Origin of the sequence: Brevundimonas sp. (genome assembly GCF_044239655.1) — a bacterium.
Lineage (GTDB): Bacteria > Pseudomonadota > Alphaproteobacteria > Caulobacterales > Caulobacteraceae > Brevundimonas.
The window spans coordinates 1-24,406 of sequence record NZ_JBIIAY010000042.1 but is presented as its reverse complement, the minus strand read 5'-3'; the positions used below and the strand labels follow the sequence as shown (position 1 = coordinate 24,406).

The window sequence follows — 24,406 nt, the reverse complement described above, 5'->3', positions numbered from 1 at the left end:
AACTCAATCCATCCGCGGCCTCAATCGCCGCATCCAAGACTATTGTCGGCAGAAGGTCTCGACCGTTCTGTCTCCCCAGGAACTCACGAGGCTTCAAGTCTATGTCGCCGAGCTGATTGATGACAGGGCCCCGACGCCACGGCGCGGTGAAAATCCCGACTGGTCAAGGATCGGCGAGGCTACAGGCATCGCGGTCGATCAGCTCAAGGCAGGCGCTCGCGTTATCCGGCCGGCGTTGGACGCCATCGACAGGACCCTCGCAGCGCTTCGCCCGCTCCAGCGCCCCGCTCTGGAGGCAATCGGCGCGGATTCGACGAAAGTGAGCCCCTCGGCCCCTCGACGTTCTCGGCGTGGCCGTCCGCCAGGGCCTGTCGCCAAGGGGCTGGAAATCGAACCGCATCCTCGAGCTCCGGCGGCAGGAAGCCCGGAGCCGCCGTCGTTCGACGCCGCACTGGATATCCACATGCGACGCTTCGGAGATTCCGCGCCAGGCCTTCTCTCGGCCCTGCTCGCCGAGGAGGAGGTGTTCGACCCCGCCACCATCAGAAGCTGGCGACGAGGCGACAAGACCCCACAGTCGGTCGGAAGCCTTGAGGTGTTGAGACGCATCGAAGGCCGATACGGCCTGCCGGACGGGTACTTCGCCGATCGCCTTCCTGATCGCACCAGGGCCGCGCACGGCCACCGAGTCCAGGGTATCAGTCCTTCGGAGCACCGCAGACTCGCCTGGCATCTACCGCACGACTTCGCAGCCAGACCCTTGGCGGAACGCGAGGAAATCCTAGACTGGGTTCGTACCGTCGTCATCACCGGCTCCACCGACTACCGCCGCTACCAGGCCAGTGCGTCTAAAACGCCATTCGCATTGCATTTCCCTGGTTTGGCGCAGGCCGAGCGCGACCTGCTGTCTCCCACCAGACGCGCGAGCGCCCAGGATCGATTGTCCACGAGCCGGCGGCGCCTGGCGCCGGAGCGGTTGCGCGATGAAATGGCGAGGCTCATCGCGTTCAAGACAGCGACGCTCACCTCCCTCGGCTACCAGCGCAGCGGAGTCTGGGGCGCCGAAACCGCCTCTCAAAAGATCGAGCATCTGAGCCTGATGTTCGGCGCGCTCGCGGCTGAACCGAGCGGCGCTATTCGGGGTGCCGGCGTTCCGCTAGAACTTCTCACCCTGGGCCTGCTGGTCTTTCCACGAGTTTGGGACTGGTATCTGCAGTGGCGCTCTGACCGGCGTGGCTTCTTCACTAGCTGGGAGGTGGAGATGCTCAACGTCGGCGTCGCTTTGACCAGGAAGGACACGGGCTGGCTACGACAGTGCGCGGACCTGGCTGAAGGACTGGCGCCGGTGCCGGGCTTGGTGACGGCGCAAGACATCGAGACCGCCCGCTCGGATTGGGACGGGACTTGTGAACGCCTATACGCTTTCGCCCTCGCGCGATCCAAGGAGGTTCTGCGAGTCAAAAAGGTTCACCGCGATCCCTTCGAGCCCATTCTGCCAATTCTCGAAGCGGAAAGCCCGGTCGGCGAATATCGCAAAATCGCCGATGAGATTTTGCGTCTCATGCCCGATGAGCGATGGTTCCCCAAAGCGACCGCGGAGGCGGTGCGGTCATGGCTGCTTATCCGGCTAGGGCTGCATCTGGGCCTGAGACAAAAGAACCTTCGGCAACTCCTGGTCTGTCCTCGGGGCTCTCGTCCACAAACCGAGCGCTCCCTGGAGGACCTCAAGCGCGGCGAGCTTCGCTGGAGTGACCGAGACCACGGCTGGGAAGTTCTAATCCCCGCCGTCGCCTTCAAAAACTCCCACTCGACCTTCTTCGGCAAGAAGCCTTACCGACTAATCCTGCCCGACCTCGGCGGTCTCTACGAGCAGATCGACGCCTGGCTTGAGCGGCACCGCCCTCTCCTGCTCGGAGACGCCCGGGACCCTCGGACGCTATTCGTGAAAACCGTGAAGAGGACCAGCACGGACGCGGCCTACAATCAGACCACGTTCTATGAAGTCTGGCGGCTAACCATCCAACGCTACGGCATCTACAATCCATGGACCGAACGCGGTGCCGTCGCGGGGCTGTTGCCGCATGGCCCGCACAATGTGCGTGACGTGTTGGCCACCCACATCCTCAAGCAGACCGGTAGCTATGAACAGGCGAGTTATGCCATCCAAGACACGCCGGACACCGTCGCCGAGCACTACGGGCGCTTCCTACCTCAGGACAAGGCAGCCCTGGCGGCGCAGATCCTGAACCGGGTCTGGGAAGAGACGTGATCCTTACCTGAACTAGCGAAGAACCTTGGGGCGCGGGTGCGCCTGAGGGAATTGTCGCCCAGCCCATCAAACGTCCCTAAATCCGGTCCTCCGACTGACGTTGAAACGGCTCGTCTTGAGCGACTTTCGACCAGTTCGCGGCTCATGAGTAGGGATGCTCTGTCGGCAACAGAGTACCGACGCACTTATTTTGTGGTTCGTAACGCCGACCCAAGGTGGATTATCTGGGTGGGCCAAACTCGGTCGTACTGGTGGATTCCGTCCTCAACGTTGGCGACCGGACTGAGCCGTTTCCGCTGGTCGCAGCCGTTAGTCAGATAGCTAAAACCTGAACAAAATCAAGGTGCCCCATGAACTCGTTAGTCGGGCTATCTTATTCAAAATAAACGATATTTGAACTCCCTCTCTGTCCGCCATCGTTTTTCTTCATATTTATCAATAAGTTGAAATCGCCCCGTCCGGCCCGCGCCGTGCGGGCTTTCCCGCGTGCGATGTCCTGCAATCAGGCTCCGCGCTGGCGCAAATTCGCGCTCTCACCTGCCTTCAACGGCCGGCTCATCTCTGAGGGTCAATGATCCGGTGGGGTTTCCCTACGATCAGGGATTGGAACAGGGATTCGCGTCAGATTTTGAGGGCGTGACTCCAGGCCGTCCTGGCCCGTACTCCCCGTGGGTCGGGGTTTGCCGCAGGCAGCTACGACAGATGGTCCCGGCAAAGCAGGGAATTTATGCAGCGCTGATCAGGGAAAATGCCCGGCTGATCAGGGACAGAGTTCAGACCCTGAGGGAGCGTCTCTGGTCGTCCCAGCAGAGGGGAAAATCTGCGCCGCGCAGATCCTCGAGACAGAGCCCTGCGTCCTGACGCCCGTCGAGGATGGCCGCTTGCAGATCGGGAGCAAGGAAAGCGAGGCGGATAAGGTCGCGCTCGTGAGGCGACGACGGCGCGTGCTGAAGTACGCCCTCCGCATCGGAGCCGCCGGCCACGAGGTGGTGACTGCGCTTCAGCGCCTTGATCAGGGCCTGGCTCATCCGGCTGCGCTTCGGTGCCTCGCCGCTCAGCCACGCTTTCCCGCCCCGGAACTTCAGCCGCCTCGGGATGTGCACCCACAGACACTCGCCCTCGACCTGAAGCTGTTCGCCCTCGACTAGGACGCGTCGCAGACGATCCATCACGACCGGCAGCCCTCTCGCTTCCGGTGACAACACAGCGACATTCAGCGCCAGTTGCACCGTATGCTCATGCACCTCGATCCTCGACAGGACCGCGAGCGGATCATGCTCCGGTGCCAGCCGGTGCAGGGTCTCGATCACCCAGCGCTCCACGGGCAGGGCCGGCAGACGGTAGATCCCGTCGGGCCGGCGCTCGGCCCGGCCGCGATTGACGCTGCTGGACATAGTAGCGATGCGCAGCCCCCGACTTCCCATAAGCGTGCGCTGGGGTCATCGCGACGCCTTCGCAATCGAACACCAGCCCCTTCAGGGCTAGCAAGGGTGCCGGAGCCGCTGCACGTTCCTTGTGGCTGGATCGTATTTGCCTTCTGGCGCGAATGGCGAGCTGCGCGCGGACCTCGTCGAAGGTCTGCTGATCGATGATCGGCGGGTGCTCGGCCGGATAAGCCCTGTCCTTGTGCGGCATCAGACCGAGGTAGGTCGGGTTGGAGAGCAGATGGTAGACGGCCCCGTTGTCGAACGGCAGACCGCCGCGCACGGCTCCGCTTTTCGCCACCGCGCGTTTGGAGACCCGGCCGTCCATAGCCAGCTCCCGCCTCACTGCCGGCACGGATTTCAAGGCCAGGAACCGACGGAAGATGTGCCGGACGAGTTCGGCCTCGACTTCGTTCAGCTTCAGCCTGCGGCCATCGGGATCGTAGCCCAGCGGGCAAGCACCGCCCATCCACAGCCCCTTGGCCTTCGACGCCGCGATCTTGTCGCGGATACGCTCGCCGGTGACCTCCCGTTCGAACTGGGCGAAGGACAAAAGCACATTGAGGGTGAGCCGTCCCATCGAGGTGGTGGTGTTGAACGCCTGGGTCACCGAGACGAAGGAGACTCCGTGACGGTCGAAGATCTCCACGATCCGGGCGAAGTCGCCGAGCGCGCGAGTTAGCCGGTCGACCTTGTAGACCACCACGACATCGATCCGGCCTGCCGCGATATCGGCCAGCAGCCGCTTCAGCCCCTCGCGCTCCATGGTGCCGCCGGACACGCCGCCATCGTCATAGGCATCGGGGAGTACTGACCATCCCTCCCCCACCTGGCTTTTCACATAGGCCTCGCAGGCCTCGCGCTGGGCATGCAGGGAGTTGAAGTCCTGCTCGAGCCCCTCCTCGGAGCTTTTGCGGGTGTAGATGGCGCACCGAAGCCGAGGCTTGCTCAAGCACTGGCCTCCTTCAGCCCGAAGAACAGAGGCCCGCTGCGGGGCGTGCCGCAGATGGCCCGGGCGGCTGCGCTCAGGCTCTTCAGCGTTCGCCCGCGCCACTCGTAACCCGCCGGAGTCCGGCGGACCGTCTCGGACACGCCTTTCCACTCGCGGGTGAGTACGGTCCCGACCGGCGTCTCAAACCGGTCTACGGTGATGGCGGCATCGCTGCGAAGTTTTCGGCGGGTGGCGTCATCCAGCCCGCCGAAGGCGTCGGACTGGATGCGCCATGCCAGCATCAGGGCGAGCAGCTCCGGCGACCGCAGCTTCGGGGCGGCCGGGCCGTAGCGCCTGCGCCATTCCACGCGCAGGCCCTCGAGGTCTAGGCGCGCCAGCGCCCGGACCTCCGCGTTGATCGTCTCGCGGTCCATCAGGCCGCAGGCTCCGCAGCGATGCGGTAGACCCGGCCTCCCTCTCCGGCCTCGCCGGTGATGGTCAGGCCGTGCTTGCGCTTTAGCGATCCCGCCAGAGCGCCGCGCACCGAATGGGCCTGCCAGCCTGTGGCCTCCCCCATCTGGGCGACCGTAGCGCCCTCAGGCCGGCGCATCAGAGCCACGACGATCCCCAGCTTGCCGCCGGGGCCTTTGATGGATCACTGTGCACTCTCTTCCAGATCAGGGAGCGACGCCAACGGCGCAGCCTTAGCTGCGGGCTTGCGGGTTCGGCGTGGGGTGGCTTTGGCATTGGAAGCGGTGCTGGATCGGGTGATGGTGGCCCTCGGCAAAATGCGGCGCGGTCATCGCGCTGCTACCGGGACGAGCCCGCGAGCGCGGGCGACGTCAGGACCAATGCTTCGTTCGAACATGAAGTCCAGCGTTGACGTCCGATCCCAAACATGATGTTCATGATGCGTTCATGGAGCACCCGACGTCTACGGTCAAAACTCCCTGAGCATTGCAGTCCAACGACGCCAACGTTGTGACTGTTCAGTTGTCCGCCTCGGCGGACGTGAACAGTGCAAGGAGGGGCCGATGGTCGCTGCACCGACGTGTCTTAAGGTCGAGATTGTTCCGATCTCCCGATTGAAGCCGGATCCGCGCAACGCGCGCCGGCACAGCCCGGCCCAGATCCGGCAAATTGCCGAAAGCATCCGGGCGTTCCGGTTCAACGTCCCGCTTCTGGTGGATGACGAGCTCAAGCTCCTCGCGGGGCACGGCAGGCTGCTGGCGTGCCAGTCGCTGGGATACAGCGAGCTGCCCATCATCCGGCTGGGTCACCTCACCCCGGCCCAGGCCAGAGCCTTCGCGGTGGCCGAGAACCGGCTGGTCGAGACCGGCGGCTGGGACGATGCACTTCTGGGCGAGCTGTTCCAGGATCTGGCCCTGCAGGATCTGGACTTCAGCATCGAGGTGACCGGCTTCACCATGGCCGAGATCGACCTGAAGATCGAAGGGCTTGAGGGCGCTTCGGACGAGGACGACGACGATGCGGCCATCGATCCTGGACCGGCCGTGGTCCGGCCGGGCGACGTCTGGATCCTGGGCGAACACCGCCTGATCTGCGGCTCCTCGCTGGAGGGCGAGACCTTCGCCCGCCTCATGGGCGACGAGCGGGCGGCGATGATCTTCACGGACCCGCCTTACAACGTCCCCATCAACGGCCATGTCAGCATGAAAGGCCGTCGCCGCGCCCATCGCGAGTTCGCCATGGCCACCGGCGAGATGTCCGAACCGGACTTCAACGCCTTCCTCGGCCAGGCCTGTCGGCTGATGGCCGACTGGAGCGCGGACGGCAGCCTGCACAACCTGTTCATGGACTGGCGTCACCTCCACGGCCTTCTGGCCGCGAGCCGGCCGGCCTACGACCAGCTGGTCAACATCTGCGTGTGGGACAAGGTTGTCGGCGGCATGGGATCGCTTTACCGCTCGGCCCATGAGCTGATCGTGGGGGGCTGTCAAGTTATTGGCGGCGGGTCGGTGGGTAAGGCGCCCTCCCCGGCTCATGCGACGGCCTCTCGCCAAGCCTGATGGGCTGCCTTTCGGAGCACCTTGAGCGTCTTTCGACTGGTCAGGTGCCGCTGGGCGTAAAACGTGTTGAACACCGCAGCGTGGACAGTGAGCAACTGCTGCGCCGAGGCCTGTGACTTGAACTGCTGCATGTGCCGTTCACGCTTTCGGATGTGCAGGTGGGAGTTTTCGATCCGGTTGTTCTCGCGCAGGATCCCCGGCCGATGCCTCGCCCCCAGCCCCAACGCCTGGACGGCCGTGACATAGGACTTCAGCCCGTCAGTGACTATGGCCTCGGGCTTAACCGGCTGTTCCCGAAGCAACTTCTGCAGAAACGACGTCGCTGTCTTCCCATCCCGTCGGGGCGCGACGGTCGTCCCAAGCACCTCACCCTCGTCGTCCACGGCGCGCCAGAGATACAGGTGCTTGCCGCCGATGCGGCTGACCATTTCGTCGAGGTGCCACCGAGGCGACGGTGCCGGACGCTTGCGCTTCAGGTTCCTGGCAATCTGCCGACCGAAATTGGAACACCAGCATCGGATGGCTTCGTACGACACGTCTACGCCCCTCTCCGCGAGGATTTCTTCGACTTCACGTAAGCTCAGAGAAAAGCGGTAGTAGAGCCAAACGGCCTGTCGAATGACGTCGGGCTTGCGCCGATGACCCTTGAACGATAATCTCGCCATAACCCACTGTTTCCAAATCGCCTTTCGGCTATTCAGTGGAGACGAGTTAGCACCGGACTGACAGCACCGTCGCTCTCGTCGTCGAATCGGGAGGTGAGAGTTCTCGATCCGATTGTTTTCCCGAAGCCGGCCGGGCCGATGCAGATGCCTCAGATCCAACTGATCCAGAGCCGCGCCGTATGAGGCCAAACCGTCCGTCGTGATCGTTTGCGGTTCCACCTACTGGTTGTGAAGGAGCCGCCTGAGCAGCTTCAACGCATCCTCTGTGTCCCGCCGCCGCTGGACCAGTACCTCGAGCACCTCACCTTCGTCATCGACGGCGCACCACAGAAACATCCGCTTGCCGCCGGTGTTGCAGACCACCTCGTCCAGGTGCCAACGTGGCGTAGGCGGCCATCGCTTCTTCCTCAGCCGTTTGGCGATCAAAGGTCCGAGCTTGATGGTCCAGCAGCGGATGGTCTCATAGCTCACGTCCACACCGCGGGCCGCCATCAATTCCTCGACGTCCCGAAAACTGGGCTGAACCGGAAGTACAGCCATACCGCCTGACGGATCACATCAGCTGGAAAGCGGTGGCGTTTGGGCGCCCCAATTGCTCAGCAATCACCGAAGGCCTCAGCCCCTCGCAGGCAAGCCGGCGAAGTTCATTCACCTCCTCGGCCGACCATTTTCCCGCTGACTTGGACACCGAGCTTTCTCCGCTGTTGATTGGAGTCCTGTCCGAATCGCCTAGCGCGGCTGTCGCCTGGTCGCGAGATAGGCCACGATCGCCGCGCGATCGGCCGGGTTGGCGACTGAGGTCATCATCCGGGTGCCCGGCACCGCCCGCGTGGGCGCGGCAAGGAAGGCGTCTAGCGTGGTCGTGTTCCAGGTCCGGTTGGCGTTCTGCATCCCTCGCGAGTAGGCATAGCCGGCCACGCTCGCCGAACGCCTTCCGACGACACCGCCCAGATGAGGGCCCTGGGGCGAGTTGATGCCCGGGGTGACACTATGACAAGCCCCGCATCTCTGGCGGAACAGCGTGGCGCCACGATCCGCGGCAGGAGCCGTGACCTGCCGGGCCTCGACGGGTGTTGCGCCTGGAAGCTGGATGGCGACCACGAGCATGCCAAGGGCGACGAGCGTGCCCGCAATGGATCGGGTTGTCAGGTGCATCGAGAACTCCGGTACAGGGGATAGCGATAGAAGAATTTGGTGGCCGTGGTCACGTTGCAGCCCCATGACTGGACAGCGAGAAGATCGCCGAAAGTTCTGCGGACGGGGGCTCGCCGGCGACACGGTCGGCGACGTAGCGGCCCAGCACTGGTCCCATCTTGAAGGCATGACCTGAGCCTCCGCCGGCGATCCAGACGTTGGAATAATCGGGGTGGCTGTCGATTATATAATGACCGTTGTCGCTGTTCTCGGTCTGGCAGACGCGGGTCGCGACGATGGGTTGTCCGACCAGGCCGGGCATCCTCAAGGCGACGTAGTCGAGCACCTGCTGCGCCAGGAAAGGCGACGGTAACCGCTCGGTGTCATCCGGATCGATAGGCGTGTCGGCCAGCCGCGCGGCGACTTTGATCCCGTAGTCGATGTCGGACGCGGTATAGGTGGACAGGTCCGATAGATTGGGAAGGTGCTCCCATCGGTAGCGACGATCGTTCCGCGGCGAGCCGATGTAGAAGACTTCCCGGCGCGGCGTGCGAATTCTGTCGCCGAGAATGGTCGGCAGAGTTTGTGGCAACCACGGCCCTGTGGCGAAGACGAAGGCCCCGGCATTCAGGGGCTCGCCATCGATCAGGACGTTGTTCAGCATTCCACCCGAACCGAAGCCCGGCAGGGCATGGCCCACGCGGATATGGCCGCCCTTGCGCACAATAGCCTCGGCGACCGCGATCATGCTCTCGCGGGCCTTCAGGACGCCCCCGCCGGGTTCGTAGACGATGGTCTCGGCGTCATCGTAGCGGATCTGGGGCCAGCGTCGGTGGACCTCTTCGGGTGTCAGCAGTTCGTAGGCCAGTTTGAGGCGGTCGAAGATCGGACGCTGGGCCGCCAGTTCGGAGGGCTTCATGACCCGCAGACTGCCGTTCGGATAGATCATCCGGCGACCGAACTCCTCCTGACGCGCCTGCCACAGGTCGAAGGCCTCGGTGGCCCAGCGGGTGTAGATTTCCCTGTCGCCATAGGAGGCGCGGATCAGCCGGCTCTCGTCGCCCGAGGACGCTCGCGGATTTCCGGGTCCATAGACGTCGACCATCGTCACCCGGGCCCCGCGTTCGCGAAGTTCCAGAGCGGTCCAGCCGCCGAACGCCCCTGCCCCTACGACGACGACGTCGGGCAGGTTGCGACCGATTGCGGGAGCCGACGGCGTAAAGGTCCCGGTCGCCGTCTCGTCACCTGCCGATACCGTGGGCGCGGCGGCCGTCGCCGCGCCCGTCAGACCGGCCAGGAGGAGTGAGCGCCGATCCATCCTGCGTCCCGTCATGCCGCCTCGCGGTCCAGACGGCGGGCACCCCACAAGAAATAGAGCGCCAGCCCCAGGACGGTCCAGATGACGAAAAAGACGTGGGTCACGGTCGGCAGGCTGAAGAACAGGTACAGACACCCCAGAATGCCGAGTGGACCGACGACCCAGGCGGCGGGCGTACGGAACACTCGCTTCGCGTCCGGGTTCTGCTTCCTCAACACCAGCATGCAGGCTCCGACCGCGACGAAGGCGACCAGGGTCCCTGCATTGGCGAGGGCGGCAATCTCGTCGAGCGGCACGAGACCTGCGAGGATCGCCACGACGACGGCGGTCAGGACCGTAATGCGGACGGGCGTGCCGGTGCGCGGGCTGACCTTGGCAAGCGCCGCCGGGAACAGGCCATCCCGCGCCATGACGAAGAAGATCCGGCTCTGGCCGAACAGAAAGGCCAGGATCACGGTCGGAAGGGCGATGACAGCCGCCGCCCCGACCACGGCCGCAGCGGTGTTGGAGCTGAGCTGTCGCAGGATCAAAGCCAGCGGTTCCGGGCTTTTCGCGAACTCGGCCACCGGCATGGCCCCCACCGCCACGGCGGCGACCAGCACATAGATCAGGGTGCAGACGATCATGGAGCCGACGATACCGATCGGCATGTCCCGACCCGGGTTCTTCGTCTCCTCGGCCGCCGTCGACACGGCATCGAATCCATAGAAGGCAAAGAAGATGATGGCCGCAGCGGCCATCACGCCGATCTGGACCCCGTTCACGGCGTGTGCGGCGAACCCGTTCGGCATGAAGGGCTTGAAGTTGGCGGCATCGAAATGCGGCAGGGCCACCGCCACGAACACGACCAGGGCCGCAATCTTGATGACCACCAGAACCGCGTTCACGGTGGCGCTTTCCTTGCTGCCGAGCGCCAGCAGGCCGGCGACCACGCCGACGATCGCCACGGCCGGCAGGTTGACCAGGCCGCCCGCGTGCGGCCCGGCTGTGATCGCGATCGGCAGATCGACCCCAACCGACTGCAGAAAGCCCACGGCATACCCCGACCAGCCGACCGCCACAGCGGAGACGACAAGCGAATACTCCAGAATCAGGCACCAGCCGACGACCCAGGCGATCAACTCACCCAGCACCACATAGCTGTAGGTGTAGGCGCTGCCGGACGCCGGGATCATGGTCGCCACCTCGGCATAGGCCAGGGCCGCACAGGCGCAGATGGCTCCGGCGATCAGGAACGATACGATCACAGCCGGCCCTGCCATGTTCGCCCCGACTCCGACCAGGGTATAGATGCCGGTCCCGACGATGGCACCGACACCCAGTGCCACCAGATGCCACCAGCTGAGCGTCGGTTTCAGGCGGTGATGATCGGCGATGGTGTCCAGGCCGATAGCCTTCTTGCGCATCCAGGTCTTCATTTCGATTCCTCGTTGAGGGCGGATGCGTCGGTCGGGCACGGATCAGATCTGTTCGTAGAAGCCATAGGCGCGCGGTTGCAGATCATTGATGGCGCGATAGGCCTGTTCGAAAGCCGTCTGCATCGTCGAGACACCGCCTGCGTCGCTATTGGCGATGGCGATACGGCCGAACTTCTGGCGCGCCACGACCGTCGGCGGGAAGGCTCCCGGTTCCAGCGCCTCCTCGAAGAGCGAGTTCCGCCCGGTCGCGAAGCCGTGAGACCAGCGATTGACGGTGATGCCCAGGATGTCGCGCGCGGGATCGAAATCGGTTCCGGCCAGCGCCCTCGCGCTGAGATCGCGCAGATTGCGCTCGAAGATCTCGAACGGGGCGGTCAACAGGCCCTGACGAACCGCCCGGAACTGATCGTCCGCAGGCGTGCCGGGTTCCGGCGTATCGTCTCCGCACAGACCGCGGACCATGTTCGGATTGGAGAGGATGCCCGAGTTGGCCCCCGAGCTGAAGCCGACGATGATCGGCTCCGACGGGACCCGGGACGGGACGACGTTCCCGAAATATCGCTGCCCGCCCAGGCGGATGCCACCATAGAAGGTCCACGGCGAGGTCACGCCGCTTAGGCCCGCCTGCTGGAAGGCCTCCCAGTTGCGGAACAGGACGTTGGTCACCTGGTTCGGCGCCCGCAAGGCCGTGGTCAGGGCCGTGCGCTGAAGATCGGGCACCTCGGGACAGATATGAGGAATGACGTTGTTCATGCAGGCCATCACGACGTTGGCCGCCTTCACACTGACGGACCGCCCGTCCTTCAGATAGCTGACCAGAACTTCGCGACCTTCTGGCTCGAACAGATGGGGCGCGGGGCCCAAATGGCGGACGTTGAAGACGATGCTGCTCTGGCGAATGCGGGTCGGATTGACCTCGCGATCCAGGACCGAATAGTCGAGCCGCTTGTCCGCCACCTCGAACAGGTCGCCTGCCGGCATGGCGTCGGGGATCAGGGCCCGGACCAGCAGCCGTGCCACGTCGGAGTTACCTCCCGGCAGGTTGAAATCGTCCGCGCTCGCCTCGTCGCTTTCCGGGGACTTGTCGGGTCGTGTCAGGCCCAGGCCCTCGAACCCCGGCCTCATGCGGAAGAAGGCGAACCAGGCGCTGCCCATGTCGACGCCGAGGCACCAGACACCCTTGACGAACACCAGGGCCTCTTCGGTAACGCCAACGATGTTAAGTAGATAGTCGCGATAGCTCATGCCCTGCAGCAGAGCGATCTTCTCTTCGGCTGACTTTCCCGCAAGATAATCGGTCTTGTCGTGGACCAGCTTGTCCATGTCGGCGCGAAGACGCGGCGACATCGGTGTGCGGGCCAGAAACTCGGCCGAGGGATTGTCGATCGATCCCTTGATGACGGCATCCTGACCGAACTGTTCCCTGGTGAACAGCACGCCGCCGCTCATGCCGAGCGAGCCATACAGGGCGCGGTCGGTCCGGTCGCGCGAGGCGTCCTTGGAAATCCCCAGATCGCGCAGGATCATCTTCGCTTCGAGCGACCAGTCGGACGGCGAGACAATATAGCCCGAGCCGCCGCCGGCATACAGAACGCGGCCCTCATACTCGAACTCGTTGCGCTGGGCGTGGCCACCGACGCCCTGAAGGTTGTCCAGAATCAATATCCTGGCCGCAGGTCCTGCCTGTTTGCGGTAGTAGTAGGCTGCGGCCAGGCCGCTGAGCCCGCCTCCGACCACAACCAGATCGTACATCTCGCCGGTGCTTTCGGCATCGGGCGGGGCCTCGCCGGTCCAGGCCAGGTTATGCACGGGCTCGAACGAGCCAGGATGGAAACCGCGAAAGCCGTTACGCAGAGGCGGATAGGCAATCTGAGCCGCGGTCGGATCCGGAGACGCCTGCATCGCTGCCGCGAAGTTCGGCATCCCGCCCGCGGCCACCGCTCCACCGGCCGCCGCCGCGTGGACGAAATTGCGACGCGTGATCGCGCGGCCCATTCCCAATTCGCGATCGTTGCCGTTCATGCCCTCGTCCTTTCTACACTGTCGCATCTGACGCACGTCTCGCGCCGCATTTGGCGCCGTTTGCCCCTAGAGGGGCGGCGGCGAGTGTCGCCAAGGTCTCTCCAACACTCGCCGCCTGTCCGAGGCGTCCGTCCAGATCAGGGGCCGACGGTCGCCTCGGATGTCTGGATCCCGATCAGAATGAATAGGTCAGTCGGGCATAGTAGAAGCCGCCTTGCCAATCGACCGCACCGTCGGAATAGATCCGGCCATTTGTCGTATTGATCCGGTTCGGGTCGGGGTACTGGTCGAACACGTTCCGGCCGCCGACCGCGATCTTGTAGCTGTCGGTCAGATTGTAGGTGACCTCGGCGTCATAGAAGACCTCCGGGTCATATTCCTGAATCGCGAAGGGCGTGCCGGTAGCTTGCCTGGCATAGGGCCCGAAGACGCTGGCGCGTGCCAGCAGTCCCCATTTCCCAACCTCGTGCGTCCCCGTGACGGTGGCCCGCCATTCCGGCTGATTGTTCTCGAAGTTGAAGACCGACTGGGCGTTGAACAGGTTGGCGATCTTGACCTCGCCGATCTCGTATTTGTTGATGTTGAAGCTGCCGACCAGGCCGCTGGTGGACCCGTCGTCCCAGCTGCGGCGATAGGAGCCGACCACATCGACACCGCTGACCTTGGCGTCGAAAGCGTTCTGGAAGAAGTTGATACTGGCGATGCTGTCGGCGCCGGCGATGCCCGCGGCGATCATCTGGGCACGGATCGCGGCCGTGACCGAGATCTGCGCCGTCGAATAGATCTGGTCGGTGATGTCGATCTGGTAGGCGTCGATGGTCAGGTCGAAGCCGGGGAAGGGCCTGGCCGTGATCCCGATCGAATAGTTGACCGACTCCTCCGGATCGAGAGGCTTGGCACCCAGGAAAACGGCGACAGGGTTGGTCGCCGGATACAGGCCGGTGTTGGTGGCGACCCCGTTCACCGTCAGGATCGCGACCTGGGTCATGTTGAGCTGGCCTGTCGTGGGCGCCCGGAACCCGGTACCGGCCGAGCCGCGCAGGGCGAAGCCGTCAAAGAGTTCGTAACGCGTCGCGACCTTGCCGATCACGGTCGATCCGAAGCTGTCGTAGTCCTCGAAGCGACCTGCAAAGTCGACGAACCATTTCTCGGTGATGTCGGTCGTGGCCTCGACGTACAGCGAATAGCTCGTGGATTCGTATTCGCCCGTGTTGCTTGGTGCCAGGCCGGTGATGCCGTTCGAGCCGACGGCAAGGGTGTTGTAGATGGGGTCAGTCGATGAACGACAGTTGATGCCCGCCGCCTGGGGCGCAGTCGCCCGCAATGTGCGGCTGGCGATCGCGGTCTCGTTTGTGCAGTAGTCGAACGGGTCTGGTGCCGAGAAGGTGCCCGCCAGATAGGAGTTCGGTTCGCCGGGCCGGATTTCAAAGCCTTCCTTGCGATACTCGCTACCGAAGCTGATGACGAGCGGCGTTGCAAAGGCCGCGATCGGCACGCCGAGGGCGAAGTCCGCGTTCACCGCGAACTCGTTGGAAACATAGTTGCTGGCGGTGAAATCCGTCGGCGACGTCGGTCCCATCGACGGGTTCAGGGTGTCGATGATGGAATAGGCGATCTTGTCCCAGCCGTAGCGAACGCCCAGGTCGCTGTCGAAAGTCAGGCCATTGCCGAAGACCCGCTTGTCGCGAACACCGGCAGCCGCGCTCCAGTCCGTGACATCTCCCGAGAACTGCGGGCGAAGTCCGGCGGGGTACAGGGAATTGAAGCGGAAGATCGAGCCGTTCTGGAGCCGGATCGAATTGTCCAGAACCGGCTGAGCGCCGCCGGGGTAGCGATAGTTGGCCGCCGCGATGCCCCGCGACCGGGAGTAGTTGCCGAAGGCATACAGCGAGGTCGTGTCGGTCAGATCCAGGCCCGAGTTGACGACGAAACGCGCGGCCTGTTCCTTGGGCTTGCCAGTGCGCTCCAGTGGTTCGCTCAGGTCGACCACGGCCGCATAGGCCGGATTGGCGGCGGCATAGGCCACCGCGTCGAACGCGGTCGCCGTGAACTGGTTGGCGCGCACCGTTCGCGCGCTCTTGGTCAGCTGGGCCGACAGATTGATGAAGCCGTTGTCCGTCAGCGGCAGACCGATGTTGCCGGCCACCAGGAAGTCGTCGCCGTCACCGGCGTAGTACTGGCCGCCCTGGACAACCAGAGAGCCGCCGTGGTCGGCGTTGTTGAGAACGAAATTGATCACCCCGGCGATGGCGTCTGATCCGTACTGGGCCGCAGCCCCGTCACGCAGCACCTCGGCCGAACTCAGGGCGATGGACGGAATGACCGCAGCGTCCGCAGCCTGGGATCCGGCACCACTGACGCCGACGCTGGCCGACTTGTGACGCCTGCGTCCGTTGACGAGCAACAGGGTGTTGTTGGCGGGAAGCCCCCGCAGTGTAGGCGACCGGATGAAGGTGTTGGACGTCGTGTTGTTCGAGCGGCTGACCGAGAAGGACGGGATCAGCGTCTGCAAGGTGTTCAGGGTGTCGGTCTGGGCCACATTGCCCAGATCCTCGGCCGAGAAGACATCGACAGGAACAGGCGAGTCCTGGACACTGCGCGGACGGCCGCGCGCGCCGGTGACGATGATCTCGTCGAGGGCCGCCGCATCCTCTTCGGGTTCGGCGGACGGTTCGGTTTGAGCAGTTGCGGCGCCCGAAATCAGAAGCGCGAAAGGGAGTACGGTCGCCATGAGGCGCGTCTTCAGGTAGTCGCCAGCCATTGTGGTATCCCCAGAGTTTTGATGAAAGCCCTCAATTCGACCCCGGCATTTTTGTTTCGCCATGTAGTCGTGATCAGCAATAAAGTTCTGATAACTGAAGCGTAACACCCTTTTTCTGGGCGCATAGTGCGGATTGGCCCAGTATCGAGCCTACCCGGATATTCGATATCTTCTTCTGCCAACCCCTCTGCACGCGGAACGATCTACTGCCATATCGTCACGAAATGTGTCGCTGGCCGTCACCATTGCGAACGGATTGCAGCGCAAGCGATAGCTCGCAGCCGCCACGCGAGCGGCAGGCTCAACCCGTCATGGTGCAGCGCAATATTCATGCGCAAGGGGCAGATGTCTTTTGGTCAGGGAGGCAGAGGAACAGGCCGACGCGTCGGCGTTCCACGCGATCAGGCGGAGGGGCCGCCTGAGAGCATCTTCACCGAGGCGTGGCTCTTGACCACCGGACTCTTGATGACGATGTAGGAGAAGTATTTGGCCACGCCGATATTGCGTTCCAGGATCTTCTCGATGACTTCCTGATAGTGGCTCACGCTCTTGACGAAGAACTTGACCATATAGTCGAACCCCCCGCTGACGAGGTGGCATTCGACGATCTCCTCGATGTCGAGGATGCTCTTTTCAAACTTCGTGAAGTCGCCGAGCCGGTGGTCGCTGAGCGTGACCGAGGCGAACACCACCTGGACGGTGCCGAGCTTGGCCAGGTTGATGTTCGCGCCGTATCCGGTGATGTAGCCACTGTCCTCGAGCCGCTTGACGCGGGCGAGGCACGGGCTGGCAGACAGGCCGACGCGATCGGCCAACTGGCTGTTGGTCATGCGCCCGCTCTTCTGGAGCTCGGCCAGAATATTGATGTCGATGCGATCCAGCTTGGGCATCTTCGACATCATCATTCCCCTTCTCGGCCCTAGATGTCTTCGTTGCGAAGGCAGGCCTGGTGCGCCTTCGCCAGGTCGGCCATCGAAGTGAAACGATAGTCGTACCTGGGCATATCGCCCGGATTCATCGTCGCGCCAAATCCCTCGTCGGCATGACGACGATAGATCCAGCAGCTGTCGATGCCGTATTTGTTCGCCGGCGCGTGGTCGTGGAACATGCTCTCGGCCGTGTGGAGCAGGTCCTTCTTCCCCAGTCCCAGGTCGCCAATACGATCAAGCATATAGTCAAAGTTGCGGTCGGATGGCTTGTAGGCACCAATGTCCTCGGCCGAATAGATCGCGTCGAATTCGACTTCCAGCCTGGCGTTGCTGAACGAGAAGGTGCGATTGTCGACGTTCGAGAGGATGATCAGCTTGTAGTATTTCTTGAGGTACTGGAGGGCACCTGCCGAGTCCGGAAACGCCGGCCAGTTGCGGACGGACAGGCCGTATTCGTCGCACTCGTCCCAGGTGACCGAGACGCCCCATTCCTCAGCCAGTCGCTTGTAAACGATCGGAAGCAGGTCGCGATACAGCCGCGTCGGGGTCTGGGCCTGCTGGGCCGATTCGTGCCGTGCGTGTGCCTCGAGGATCTGGTTGCGGGTCAGCGCCGGGGACACCCGGTCGGTCAGCCCCTTGAGGCCCTCGACCATGCCGGTCTCCCAGTCGATCAGGGTGCCGTAGCAGTCAAACGTCAGGGCCTTGTACTCATTCAACCGCATCGCGGATCTCCTTGATGTCCATTACGTCGTCGAGCGTCTTGCGGAAACGGCCGACGATCAGTTCGATTTCGTCCTCGGTGCAACACAGCGGCGGCGCGAACCCCACGATGCCGTCTGCGAAGGCCCGGAATATCAGCCCGTTGCGATAGCCTGCCTGGGACAGGTGTTCGCTCAGGCCCAGAGACGGAGCGGGCTTGGTCTTGAGCGCCTTGCTGGTCACCAACTCCACGCCTGCCAGCATCCCCCGCGAACGGATATCTCCGACGAGCGGATGGTCCGCCAGGGTCGCAAGCCGACGCTCGAACAGGGCACCGACCTTCTGGCCGTTGGCGACGATCCCTTCCTCTGTATAGAGGCGAAGAACCTCCAGCCCGACCGCCGCCGACACCGGATGGGCCGAATAGGTCAGGCCGTGACCGATGGGCAGGCCCGCCTTTGTCCCGTCGCGCATCGCTTCGTAGAAGCCGTCGGTCATCATCACCGCGCCCATGGGGCTGTATCCGGCGGTCAGGCCTTTGGCCATGGTCATCAGGTCGGGAACGACGCCTTCATGCTCGCAGCCGAACAAGGGCCCGGTGCGGCCGAACCCGGTGATGACCTCGTCGGCGACCATCAGGATACCCAGTTCGGTGCAGGCCTCGCGCATAGCCTTCAGCCAGCCCCTCGGCGGCACGATGACCCCGGCGGAACCCTGGATCGGCTCGCAGAAGAAGGCCGCGACCTTGTCGGCGCCGATCTCGGCGACCTTGTCGTGCAAGGACCTGACCGACGCGGTGATGATCGCGGCGTCGTCGACCTGGTGCTCGCTGCGGTACGGATAAGGTGCCGGGATGTGGTGCTGGAAGGCGAACGGCAGGTCGAAGTCGCGGTGAAAGTTAGCCAGGCCGGTCACCCCGGCCCCCGTGCTCGATGAGCCGTGGTAGCCCTTGTCCAGGGCGATCAGATGCTTCTTCTCCGGCCGACCGGTGACGTTGGAATGATAGCGGATGAACCGGATCGCGGAGTCGATTGCATCCGACCCGCCCAAGGTGAAGAAGACGTGGTTCAGATCGCCAGGAGCCAATTCGGCCAGACGCGCCGCCAGCCGGATCGCCGGTTCGCTGCCGAAGCTGAAATAGCCGGTGGCATAAGGAAGTCGGCCCATCTGCTCGGCCGCGACATCGACGATGCTCTGACGGCCATAGCCGACGTTCACGCACCAAAGGCCCGAGAAGGCGTCCAACAGGGTCCGCCCCTCGATGTCGGTCAGATAGACTCCCTGCCCTGACTGAAGCACCGTCACGCCACGACGCTCATGGTCCGACCAGGAGGTGACCGAATGGATCAGATGATCCCTGTCCAGCTCGATGAGAGAGTTCGCAACCATCACAAGTCCTTGACGCGATAGGGGTCAGCTTATCCGGGACGCTTCTCGTGCGAAGTCCGATTTCCCGGTTCTCGGCCGCAGGCGGGACCGTTTTCCGCCCTCCCTCAGCACAATCTGCCGCGCTGTCCGCGGGCCTTTGACGGATTCAGTTCAGGGCCGCGATGACTGCCCGGCCGCAGCCCTGCGTATCGGCCGTGCCGCCCAGATCACCGGTGCGCGTGGCCGGGTCTGCTAGCGAGGTCTCGATGGCCCGGACGATGGCGGCCGCGGCATCCATCTCTCCCAGGTGCTCCAGCATCATGGCGGCGCACCAGATCTGGCCGATCGGGTTGGCGATCCCCTTGCCGGCAATATCGGGGGCAGAGCCATGCACCGGCTCGAACACCGACGGAACCGATCGATCCGGGTTTATGTTGCCGCAGGGCGCGATTCCGATGGTGCCGGTACAGGCGGGGCCCAGGTCCGACAGAATGTCGCCGAACAGGTTAGACGCCACCACCGTATCGAACCGGTCGGGGTTCATCACGAACTGCGCCGTCAGGATGTCGATATGGTATTTGTCTGTCCGCACCTCGGGATAGTGACCGCCCATCGCCTCAACCCGCCCGTCCCACCAGGGCATGGTAATGGCGATCCCGTTGGACTTGGTCGCCGAGGTCAGGTGCTTCTTGGGGCGACTTTCCGCCAGGTCAAACGCGTATTTCAGAATGCGATCGGTGCCCACGCGGGTCATGACCGTCTCCTGGATCACGACCTCGCGGTCGGTGCCTGGAAAGGCCGTGCCGCCAATGGCCGAATATTCACCTTCGGTGTTCTCGCGCACGATCATCATGTCGATGTCGCCGGGCTTGCGCCCGACCAGCGGGCACGGCACGCCGGGCATCAGGCGGGCAGGCCGCAGGTTGACGTACAGGTCGTACTCGCGTCGGAACTGGATGAGGGAACCCCACAGCGAAATGTGGTCCGGCACCGTCTCGGGCCAGCCCACGGCGCCGAAGAAGATCGCATCGACATCGCCAATTCGCGCCTTCCAGTCGTCCGGCATCATCTGGCCGTGCTCGGCGTAGTAGTCGCAGTTGGCGAAGTCATGCCACTCCTGAACCACGCCGAAGCCGTAGAGGTTCGCCGCAGCCTCCAGCACGCGTACCCCCTCGGGCATGACCTCCTTGCCGATGCCGTCACCTGCGATAACCGCGATCCGATACGTCCTGCCTGCCATGTCTTTCCTCAAGCCAGATCGAGTTTCAGGCCGCCCCAGTGGAAGGCCTTGGTCTCGAGATATTCGTCGATGCCCTCACGACCGCCTTCGCGGCCCAGCCCGGACTGTTTGACGCCGCCGAACGGCGACATTTCCATCGCCACCGAGCCCGTGTTCAGCGCCACCATGCCGAACTCCAGCCGTTCGGCCACGCGCCAGGCCCGGTGCAGGTCATCGGTATAGAAATAGCTGGCCAGACCGAAGGGCGTCGCGTTCGCCATCTCCAGCGCCTCGGCCTCATGCCTGAACCGGAAAACCGGCGCGACCGGGCCGAAAGTCTCCTCCTCAGCCAGAAGCATATCGGTCGTGGCTCCGACAAGAAGCATCGGCCGGGCAAAGCGCTCGGGGTCGGCGACCATGTTCGGAGCGGCCGCGACCACGGCACCGCGTGTCAGGGCGTCATCGACGTGGCCCGCGACCTTGGAGATGGCCGCAGCGTTGATCAGGGGGCCGATGGTGACGCCGGGCTCGAAGCCGTCTCCGACCTTCAGGCCCTGGACGGCGCGGGCGAGCGCGCCGACGAAGCGGTCGTGAATGCCATCCTGGACCAGAACCCGGTTGGCGCACACACAGGTCTGTCCGGCATTCCTGAACTTGCTCAGCATCAGCCCGGCGACGGCCAGATCGACATCTGCGTCATCGAACACGATGAAGGGTGCATTGCCGCCCAGCTCCAGGCTGACCCTCTTGATGGTCTCGGCCGACTGACGCATCAGGAGTGCGCCGATCCGGGTCGATCCTGTGAACGACAGCTTGCGGACCAGCGGGTTGGAGGTCAGCTCGCCGCCGATCCCTTGCGGCAACCCGGTGACGACACTCAGAACTCCGGGCGGGACCCCGGCCCGCTCGGCCAGCAACGCCAGCGCCAATGCCGTGAAGGGTGTCGACTCCGACGGTTTGACCACCATGGGACATCCCGCTGCGAGGGCCGCTGCAGCCTTTCTCGTGATCATGGCGGCGGGGAAATTCCACGGCGTGATCGCGGCGCTGACACCGACAGGCTCCCGCGTCGCCAGGATGCGACGGTCGGCGGTGGGGGCCGGGATATCATGGCCTGAGACGCGGCGGCCTTCTTCGGCGAACCACTTCACGAAGGTCGCGGCATAGCGGACTTCGCCGATGGCCTCGGCCAGGGGCTTACCCTGTTCTGCCGTCATGATCCGCCCCAGATCGGTGACATTGTCCAGGATCAGGGCGTGCCAGCGTTCGAGAATTTCGGCACGGTCTCCAGCCGTCTTGCGACGCCAACCCGTAAACGCCGCGGCGGCCGCCTCGATGGCCTCGCGCGTTTCGACAGCGCCGCAGGACGGTACCGTACCGACGATCGCACCCGTCGATGGATTGATGACCGTCAGGGCTTCTCCGCTCTCCGCCTCACTCCATCTGCCGCCGATCAGCGCGCGCTGAATCAGCAATGTGGGATCCGAAAGTCCAGAAACGCCCGTTGTCAAAACCGTCTCTCCTCGCTGAGATCAGGCTAGGGGCGGCCGAGGTCCCTGCGCCACCGCAAAGGCCGATGCGTCGCAGACGATTCACGCGAAATGACAGGCCTCGGCGCGATAAAATGCTTCTTCCACGCCGCCTCCATTCGCGCCGCCGAATACGCGCGCCATCCAGCGGGCACTGACGCGGCATATCCACTGCCGATCGGCACGAGAATGGTGCCCTTTGCCGCGCGTCCCGTGGAAGGCTGACCTTCGCAACCGGGCAATCTTCGCCCGCTTTCAACCAAGGACAGTTCAGACATGACTCAGTTCCCCCTTCGTCGTTGCGCGGCGATCCTCGTTTCGGCGATAGCGATCTCCCTGCCCGCGATGGCTCTGGCCCAGACGGCGACGCCTGCTGCCCCAGCCCCTCCCGCCGTCCGCAGCGATGCCCGCGAACAGGTGCCTGCCGCTCTGCTCGGCATCTGGAAAGCCGACATCGCCGCGTCGACCTACGCCTCCACACCCCCGCGCGAGGCCTTGCGCGTGTTCCAGTACACGGCCGACGGCAAGGTGCTGGTGATGTTCCTGACCGTCGCGGCCAACGGCTCGGTATCCAACGGCCACTGGTCGGCCCAGGTCGATGGGGGCGACGCGCTGGAATATCATTCGAGCTATGGCTCTACGCCCTACAATATTGTCACCCTGACGAAGGTTGACGCCCGGAACTTCAATCTCGCGGTGTCGCGACACGGTGTCGTCAGCATCACCGGATCCTACCTGCTGTCCGAGGACGGCCAGACGCTGACCTACAAATACCAGGCAGTAGGCCGGGAAACGACGATCCTCTATCGCCGCTGGATGGGTTAGGCCGTATTTCGGGCACCCGCTTCGACGCCCCGTCTCGGATCAAGAGCGGGGCGTTTCCATACGGGCGTCGGCACACAGCACAATCCTTTGCCACGGCCCGATCCCACACTTCATTCATTCGGCCTGATCACTCCATTCGGCACCATGACATCCTCCCGGACGGTTAGGCTTTCCACCTTGAACAGAGGGATGCCGACATGAAGGTTGTAGTTCTGGGTGCCGGCGTCATCGGGGTGACCACGGCCTACTACCTTGCTCGCGCCGGCCACGATGTGACCGTCGTCGATCGCCGCCCCGGCCCGGCGCTGGAAACCAGCTTCGCCAATGCCGGAGAAATTTCACCCGGCTACGCCTCGCCCTGGGCGGCGCCCTCTATCCCGCTCAAGGCGCTCAAGTGGCTGGCGATGAAGCATCCGCCCCTCATCATCCGGCCGGCTATCGATGTGGCGATGATCCGCTGGACCCTGGCCATGCTCAGGAACTGCACCTCGGCGCGGTACGGTCTCAACAAGGCCCGCATGGTGCGGCTGGCCGAATACAGCCGCTTTCAGTTGATCGCGCTACGGGCGGAAACGGGCATCACCTATGACGACCGTACCCATGGCACGCTGCAACTCTTCCGCTCCGGGAAGCAGATGGCGGGCGTAGCCAAGGACATCAAAGTCCTGAACGCGGCCGGGGTGCCGTGCGAACTCCTCGACCCCGCCGGCTGCATCGCTGCCGAACCGGGCCTCGCCTTCACCGGTGCCCGGATCGCGGGCGGGCTTCGACTGCCGAATGACGAGACCGGCGACTGCCACCTGTTCACCGACCGTCTGTCTGTCATGGCCACCGCCCTGGGTGCGGATTTTCGCTACAACACCATCGTGCATAGCCTGGCCTTCGACGGGCGTCTGGTTACCGCCGTCAACACCTCGACCGATCCGATCACGGCCGATGCCTATGTCGTGGCCATGGGCAGTTATTCACCGAAACTGGTCGCCCCCCTTGGCCTGCGCCTGCCGATCTACCCCGTGAAGGGCTACTCGATCACCGCCCCGATCAAGGAAGAGGATCGCGCCCCGGTCTCCACCATCATGGACGAAACCTACAAGGTGGCGATCACCCGTCTGGGCAACCGCATCCGGGTCGGGGGCATGGCCGAACTGGCGGGTTTCAACCACGACCTGCCCCTCGCCCGCCGCGCGACACTGGAACACTCTGTCGGCACGGTCTTTCCCGGCGCGGGCGATCTTGAGGCGGCAAGCTTCTGGACCGGCCTTCGCCCCATGACGCCCGACAGCACGCCCATCGTCGGGGCCAGCCCCGTCTCGAATCTGTTCCTAAACACTGGACACGGCACACTGGGCTGGACGATGGCCGGTGGCTCGGGTCAGATCATGGCCGATCTGATCTCAGGGCGAGGCCCGGCCATCGACATTCACGACCTGGGCCTTGCGCGCTATGGCTGACTTCGGCGTCTTCCAAGCAAGTTCGCACTCCCCGTAATTCCATGCGGACGGGTATCAATACCCTGAGGTGGTTGAGCCGCGATGCCTCGGACAAGATCCGGTCGCCGAGCTGAAGCCTGGCGTCCACCGTCCTCGCGTCTCCCAGTTCCGCGTTAAGACTACGGAGGGCGCTGTCAGGGAAACTTCTCGAAGTCAAAAGCCCCCTACCCCGCCGCCATTCAGGCGAACGCTATCGCCCATGCGGAGTCCGTATCGGCGCGGAGGCGGCGAAGGGTCGGTCTGCTGATCAAATGGCGCTGAGGGCTCTGTCAGGCCAAACTGATCTTCCCCCGCAAAAGTGGACGGGGTTAAGCCGCTCTGCGTTCGGCCTCGGCGGGGCTGATGTAGCCCAGTGACGAGTGCAGGCGGCGGGGA

The 24,406-nt window shown here is 64.0% G+C and carries 19 protein-coding genes and 1 pseudogene; 4 read left to right on the top strand and 16 right to left on the bottom strand.

What is annotated here, in order from left to right; translation table 11 throughout:
• The coding region (locus ACILQR_RS07625; protein WP_395650854.1) for a hypothetical protein at positions 1-2,269 on the top strand (2,269 nt) is incomplete at its 5' end.
• Positions 2,270-3,042: 773 nt separating this feature from the next.
• Here the strand turns inward: ACILQR_RS07625 and ACILQR_RS07620 are convergent.
• From ACILQR_RS07620 to ACILQR_RS07605, 4 genes are read right to left on the bottom strand one after another with little or no spacing between them, the layout of a single operon-like run.
• Positions 3,043-3,579, bottom strand: coding sequence for a hypothetical protein (locus ACILQR_RS07620; RefSeq protein WP_395650853.1), 537 nt, complete (start codon positions 3,577-3,579; stop codon positions 3,043-3,045).
• A complete protein-coding gene (locus ACILQR_RS07615; protein ID WP_395650852.1) occupies positions 3,542-4,645 on the bottom strand; it encodes a recombinase family protein in 1,104 nt (367 codons plus the stop codon). The genes ACILQR_RS07620 and ACILQR_RS07615 overlap by 38 nt, the downstream gene beginning before the upstream one ends.
• Entirely contained in the window at positions 4,642-5,058 is a 417-nt protein-coding gene (locus ACILQR_RS07610; RefSeq protein ID WP_395650851.1) for a DUF2924 domain-containing protein, read from the bottom strand. Before ACILQR_RS07610 ends, ACILQR_RS07615 begins: the two co-directional genes overlap by 4 nt.
• Complete coding sequence (locus ACILQR_RS07605) at positions 5,058-5,249, bottom strand: DUF3489 domain-containing protein (RefSeq protein ID WP_395650857.1); 192 nt, start codon at positions 5,247-5,249, stop codon at positions 5,058-5,060. The genes ACILQR_RS07610 and ACILQR_RS07605 overlap by 1 nt, the downstream gene beginning before the upstream one ends.
• Before the next feature lie 409 nt (positions 5,250-5,658).
• On the opposite strand from ACILQR_RS07605, the gene ACILQR_RS07600 reads away from it, so the two are divergent.
• The gene (locus ACILQR_RS07600; RefSeq protein ID WP_395650850.1) at positions 5,659-6,654 is read left to right on the top strand and encodes a ParB N-terminal domain-containing protein; all 996 of its coding nucleotides are present in this window, start codon (positions 5,659-5,661) and stop codon (positions 6,652-6,654) included.
• Here ACILQR_RS07600 and ACILQR_RS07595 read toward each other — a convergent pair.
• The 12 genes from ACILQR_RS07595 to ACILQR_RS07540 form a co-directional block, all read right to left on the bottom strand.
• Positions 6,627-7,319 (bottom strand): IS6 family transposase, encoded by a 693-nt coding sequence (locus ACILQR_RS07595; RefSeq protein WP_395650849.1) that lies wholly within the window; start codon positions 7,317-7,319, stop codon positions 6,627-6,629. The genes ACILQR_RS07600 and ACILQR_RS07595 overlap by 28 nt on opposite strands.
• 219 nt (positions 7,320-7,538) lie before the next feature.
• Complete coding sequence (locus tag ACILQR_RS07590) at positions 7,539-7,811, bottom strand: DDE-type integrase/transposase/recombinase (protein WP_395650848.1); 273 nt, start codon at positions 7,809-7,811, stop codon at positions 7,539-7,541.
• Between the two features lie 237 nt (positions 7,812-8,048).
• Positions 8,049-8,426 carry a c-type cytochrome gene (locus tag ACILQR_RS07585; protein WP_395650856.1) on the bottom strand — a complete coding sequence of 126 codons (378 nt, stop codon included), beginning with the start codon at positions 8,424-8,426 and terminating at the stop codon, positions 8,049-8,051.
• A gap of 97 nt (positions 8,427-8,523) precedes the next feature.
• Positions 8,524-9,786, bottom strand: coding sequence for an NAD(P)/FAD-dependent oxidoreductase (locus tag ACILQR_RS07580; protein ID WP_395650847.1), 1,263 nt, complete (start codon positions 9,784-9,786; stop codon positions 8,524-8,526).
• The gene (locus tag ACILQR_RS07575) at positions 9,783-11,189 is read right to left on the bottom strand and encodes an amino acid permease (protein ID WP_395650846.1); all 1,407 of its coding nucleotides are present in this window, start codon (positions 11,187-11,189) and stop codon (positions 9,783-9,785) included. The genes ACILQR_RS07580 and ACILQR_RS07575 overlap by 4 nt, the downstream gene beginning before the upstream one ends.
• A gap of 42 nt (positions 11,190-11,231) precedes the next feature.
• A complete protein-coding gene (locus ACILQR_RS07570; RefSeq protein ID WP_395650845.1) occupies positions 11,232-13,211 on the bottom strand; it encodes an NAD(P)-binding protein in 1,980 nt (659 codons plus the stop codon).
• A gap of 175 nt (positions 13,212-13,386) precedes the next feature.
• The gene (locus ACILQR_RS07565; RefSeq protein ID WP_395650844.1) at positions 13,387-15,972 is read right to left on the bottom strand and encodes a TonB-dependent receptor plug domain-containing protein; all 2,586 of its coding nucleotides are present in this window, start codon (positions 15,970-15,972) and stop codon (positions 13,387-13,389) included.
• Positions 15,973-16,373: 401 nt separating this feature from the next.
• Entirely contained in the window at positions 16,374-16,871 is a 498-nt protein-coding gene (locus tag ACILQR_RS07560; protein WP_395650855.1) for an Lrp/AsnC family transcriptional regulator, read from the bottom strand.
• 20 nt (positions 16,872-16,891) lie between these two features.
• Positions 16,892-17,623, bottom strand: a complete 732-nt coding sequence (locus ACILQR_RS07555) for a haloacid dehalogenase type II (RefSeq protein ID WP_395650843.1) — start codon at positions 17,621-17,623, stop codon at positions 16,892-16,894.
• A complete protein-coding gene (locus tag ACILQR_RS07550) occupies positions 17,610-18,989 on the bottom strand; it encodes an aminotransferase class III-fold pyridoxal phosphate-dependent enzyme (RefSeq protein ID WP_395650842.1) in 1,380 nt (459 codons plus the stop codon). The genes ACILQR_RS07555 and ACILQR_RS07550 overlap by 14 nt, the downstream gene beginning before the upstream one ends.
• A gap of 145 nt (positions 18,990-19,134) precedes the next feature.
• Positions 19,135-20,208 carry a tartrate dehydrogenase gene (locus ACILQR_RS07545; RefSeq protein WP_395650841.1) on the bottom strand — a complete coding sequence of 358 codons (1,074 nt, stop codon included), beginning with the start codon at positions 20,206-20,208 and terminating at the stop codon, positions 19,135-19,137.
• A gap of 8 nt (positions 20,209-20,216) precedes the next feature.
• A complete protein-coding gene (locus ACILQR_RS07540) occupies positions 20,217-21,662 on the bottom strand; it encodes an NAD-dependent succinate-semialdehyde dehydrogenase (RefSeq protein ID WP_395650840.1) in 1,446 nt (481 codons plus the stop codon).
• A 330-nt stretch (positions 21,663-21,992) separates the two neighbouring features.
• Here ACILQR_RS07540 and ACILQR_RS07535 point away from each other — a divergent pair, with 330 nt between their 5' ends.
• Positions 21,993-22,541, top strand: a complete 549-nt coding sequence (locus ACILQR_RS07535) for a hypothetical protein (RefSeq protein ID WP_395650839.1) — start codon at positions 21,993-21,995, stop codon at positions 22,539-22,541.
• A 188-nt stretch (positions 22,542-22,729) separates the two neighbouring features.
• Positions 22,730-23,992 (top strand): annotated as a pseudogene (locus tag ACILQR_RS07530) (D-amino acid dehydrogenase); the annotation flags it as partial.
• Positions 23,993-24,406 lie beyond the last annotated feature (414 nt).

Coding starts and splice junctions, on each gene's coding strand:
- ACILQR_RS07570 (WP_395650845.1), bottom strand. CDS start 13,211: ATGAACGGCAACGATCGCGAATTGGGAATGGGCCGCGCGATCACGCGT.
- ACILQR_RS07550 (WP_395650842.1), bottom strand. CDS start 18,989: ATGGTTGCGAACTCTCTCATCGAGCTGGACAGGGATCATCTGATCCAT.
- ACILQR_RS07545 (WP_395650841.1), bottom strand. CDS start 20,208: ATGGCAGGCAGGACGTATCGGATCGCGGTTATCGCAGGTGACGGCATC.
- ACILQR_RS07580 (WP_395650847.1), bottom strand. CDS start 9,786: ATGACGGGACGCAGGATGGATCGGCGCTCACTCCTCCTGGCCGGTCTG.
- ACILQR_RS07575 (WP_395650846.1), bottom strand. CDS start 11,189: ATGAAGACCTGGATGCGCAAGAAGGCTATCGGCCTGGACACCATCGCC.
- ACILQR_RS07560 (WP_395650855.1), bottom strand. CDS start 16,871: ATGTCGAAGATGCCCAAGCTGGATCGCATCGACATCAATATTCTGGCC.
- ACILQR_RS07585 (WP_395650856.1), bottom strand. CDS start 8,426: ATGCTCGTGGTCGCCATCCAGCTTCCAGGCGCAACACCCGTCGAGGCC.
- ACILQR_RS07565 (WP_395650844.1), bottom strand. CDS start 15,972: ATGGCTGGCGACTACCTGAAGACGCGCCTCATGGCGACCGTACTCCCT.
- ACILQR_RS07590 (WP_395650848.1), bottom strand. CDS start 7,811: ATGGCGGCCCGCGGTGTGGACGTGAGCTATGAGACCATCCGCTGCTGG.
- ACILQR_RS07595 (WP_395650849.1), bottom strand. CDS start 7,319: ATGGCGAGATTATCGTTCAAGGGTCATCGGCGCAAGCCCGACGTCATT.
- ACILQR_RS07600 (WP_395650850.1), top strand. CDS start 5,659: ATGGTCGCTGCACCGACGTGTCTTAAGGTCGAGATTGTTCCGATCTCC.
- ACILQR_RS07555 (WP_395650843.1), bottom strand. CDS start 17,623: ATGCGGTTGAATGAGTACAAGGCCCTGACGTTTGACTGCTACGGCACC.
- ACILQR_RS07610 (WP_395650851.1), bottom strand. CDS start 5,058: ATGGACCGCGAGACGATCAACGCGGAGGTCCGGGCGCTGGCGCGCCTA.
- ACILQR_RS07535 (WP_395650839.1), top strand. CDS start 21,993: ATGACTCAGTTCCCCCTTCGTCGTTGCGCGGCGATCCTCGTTTCGGCG.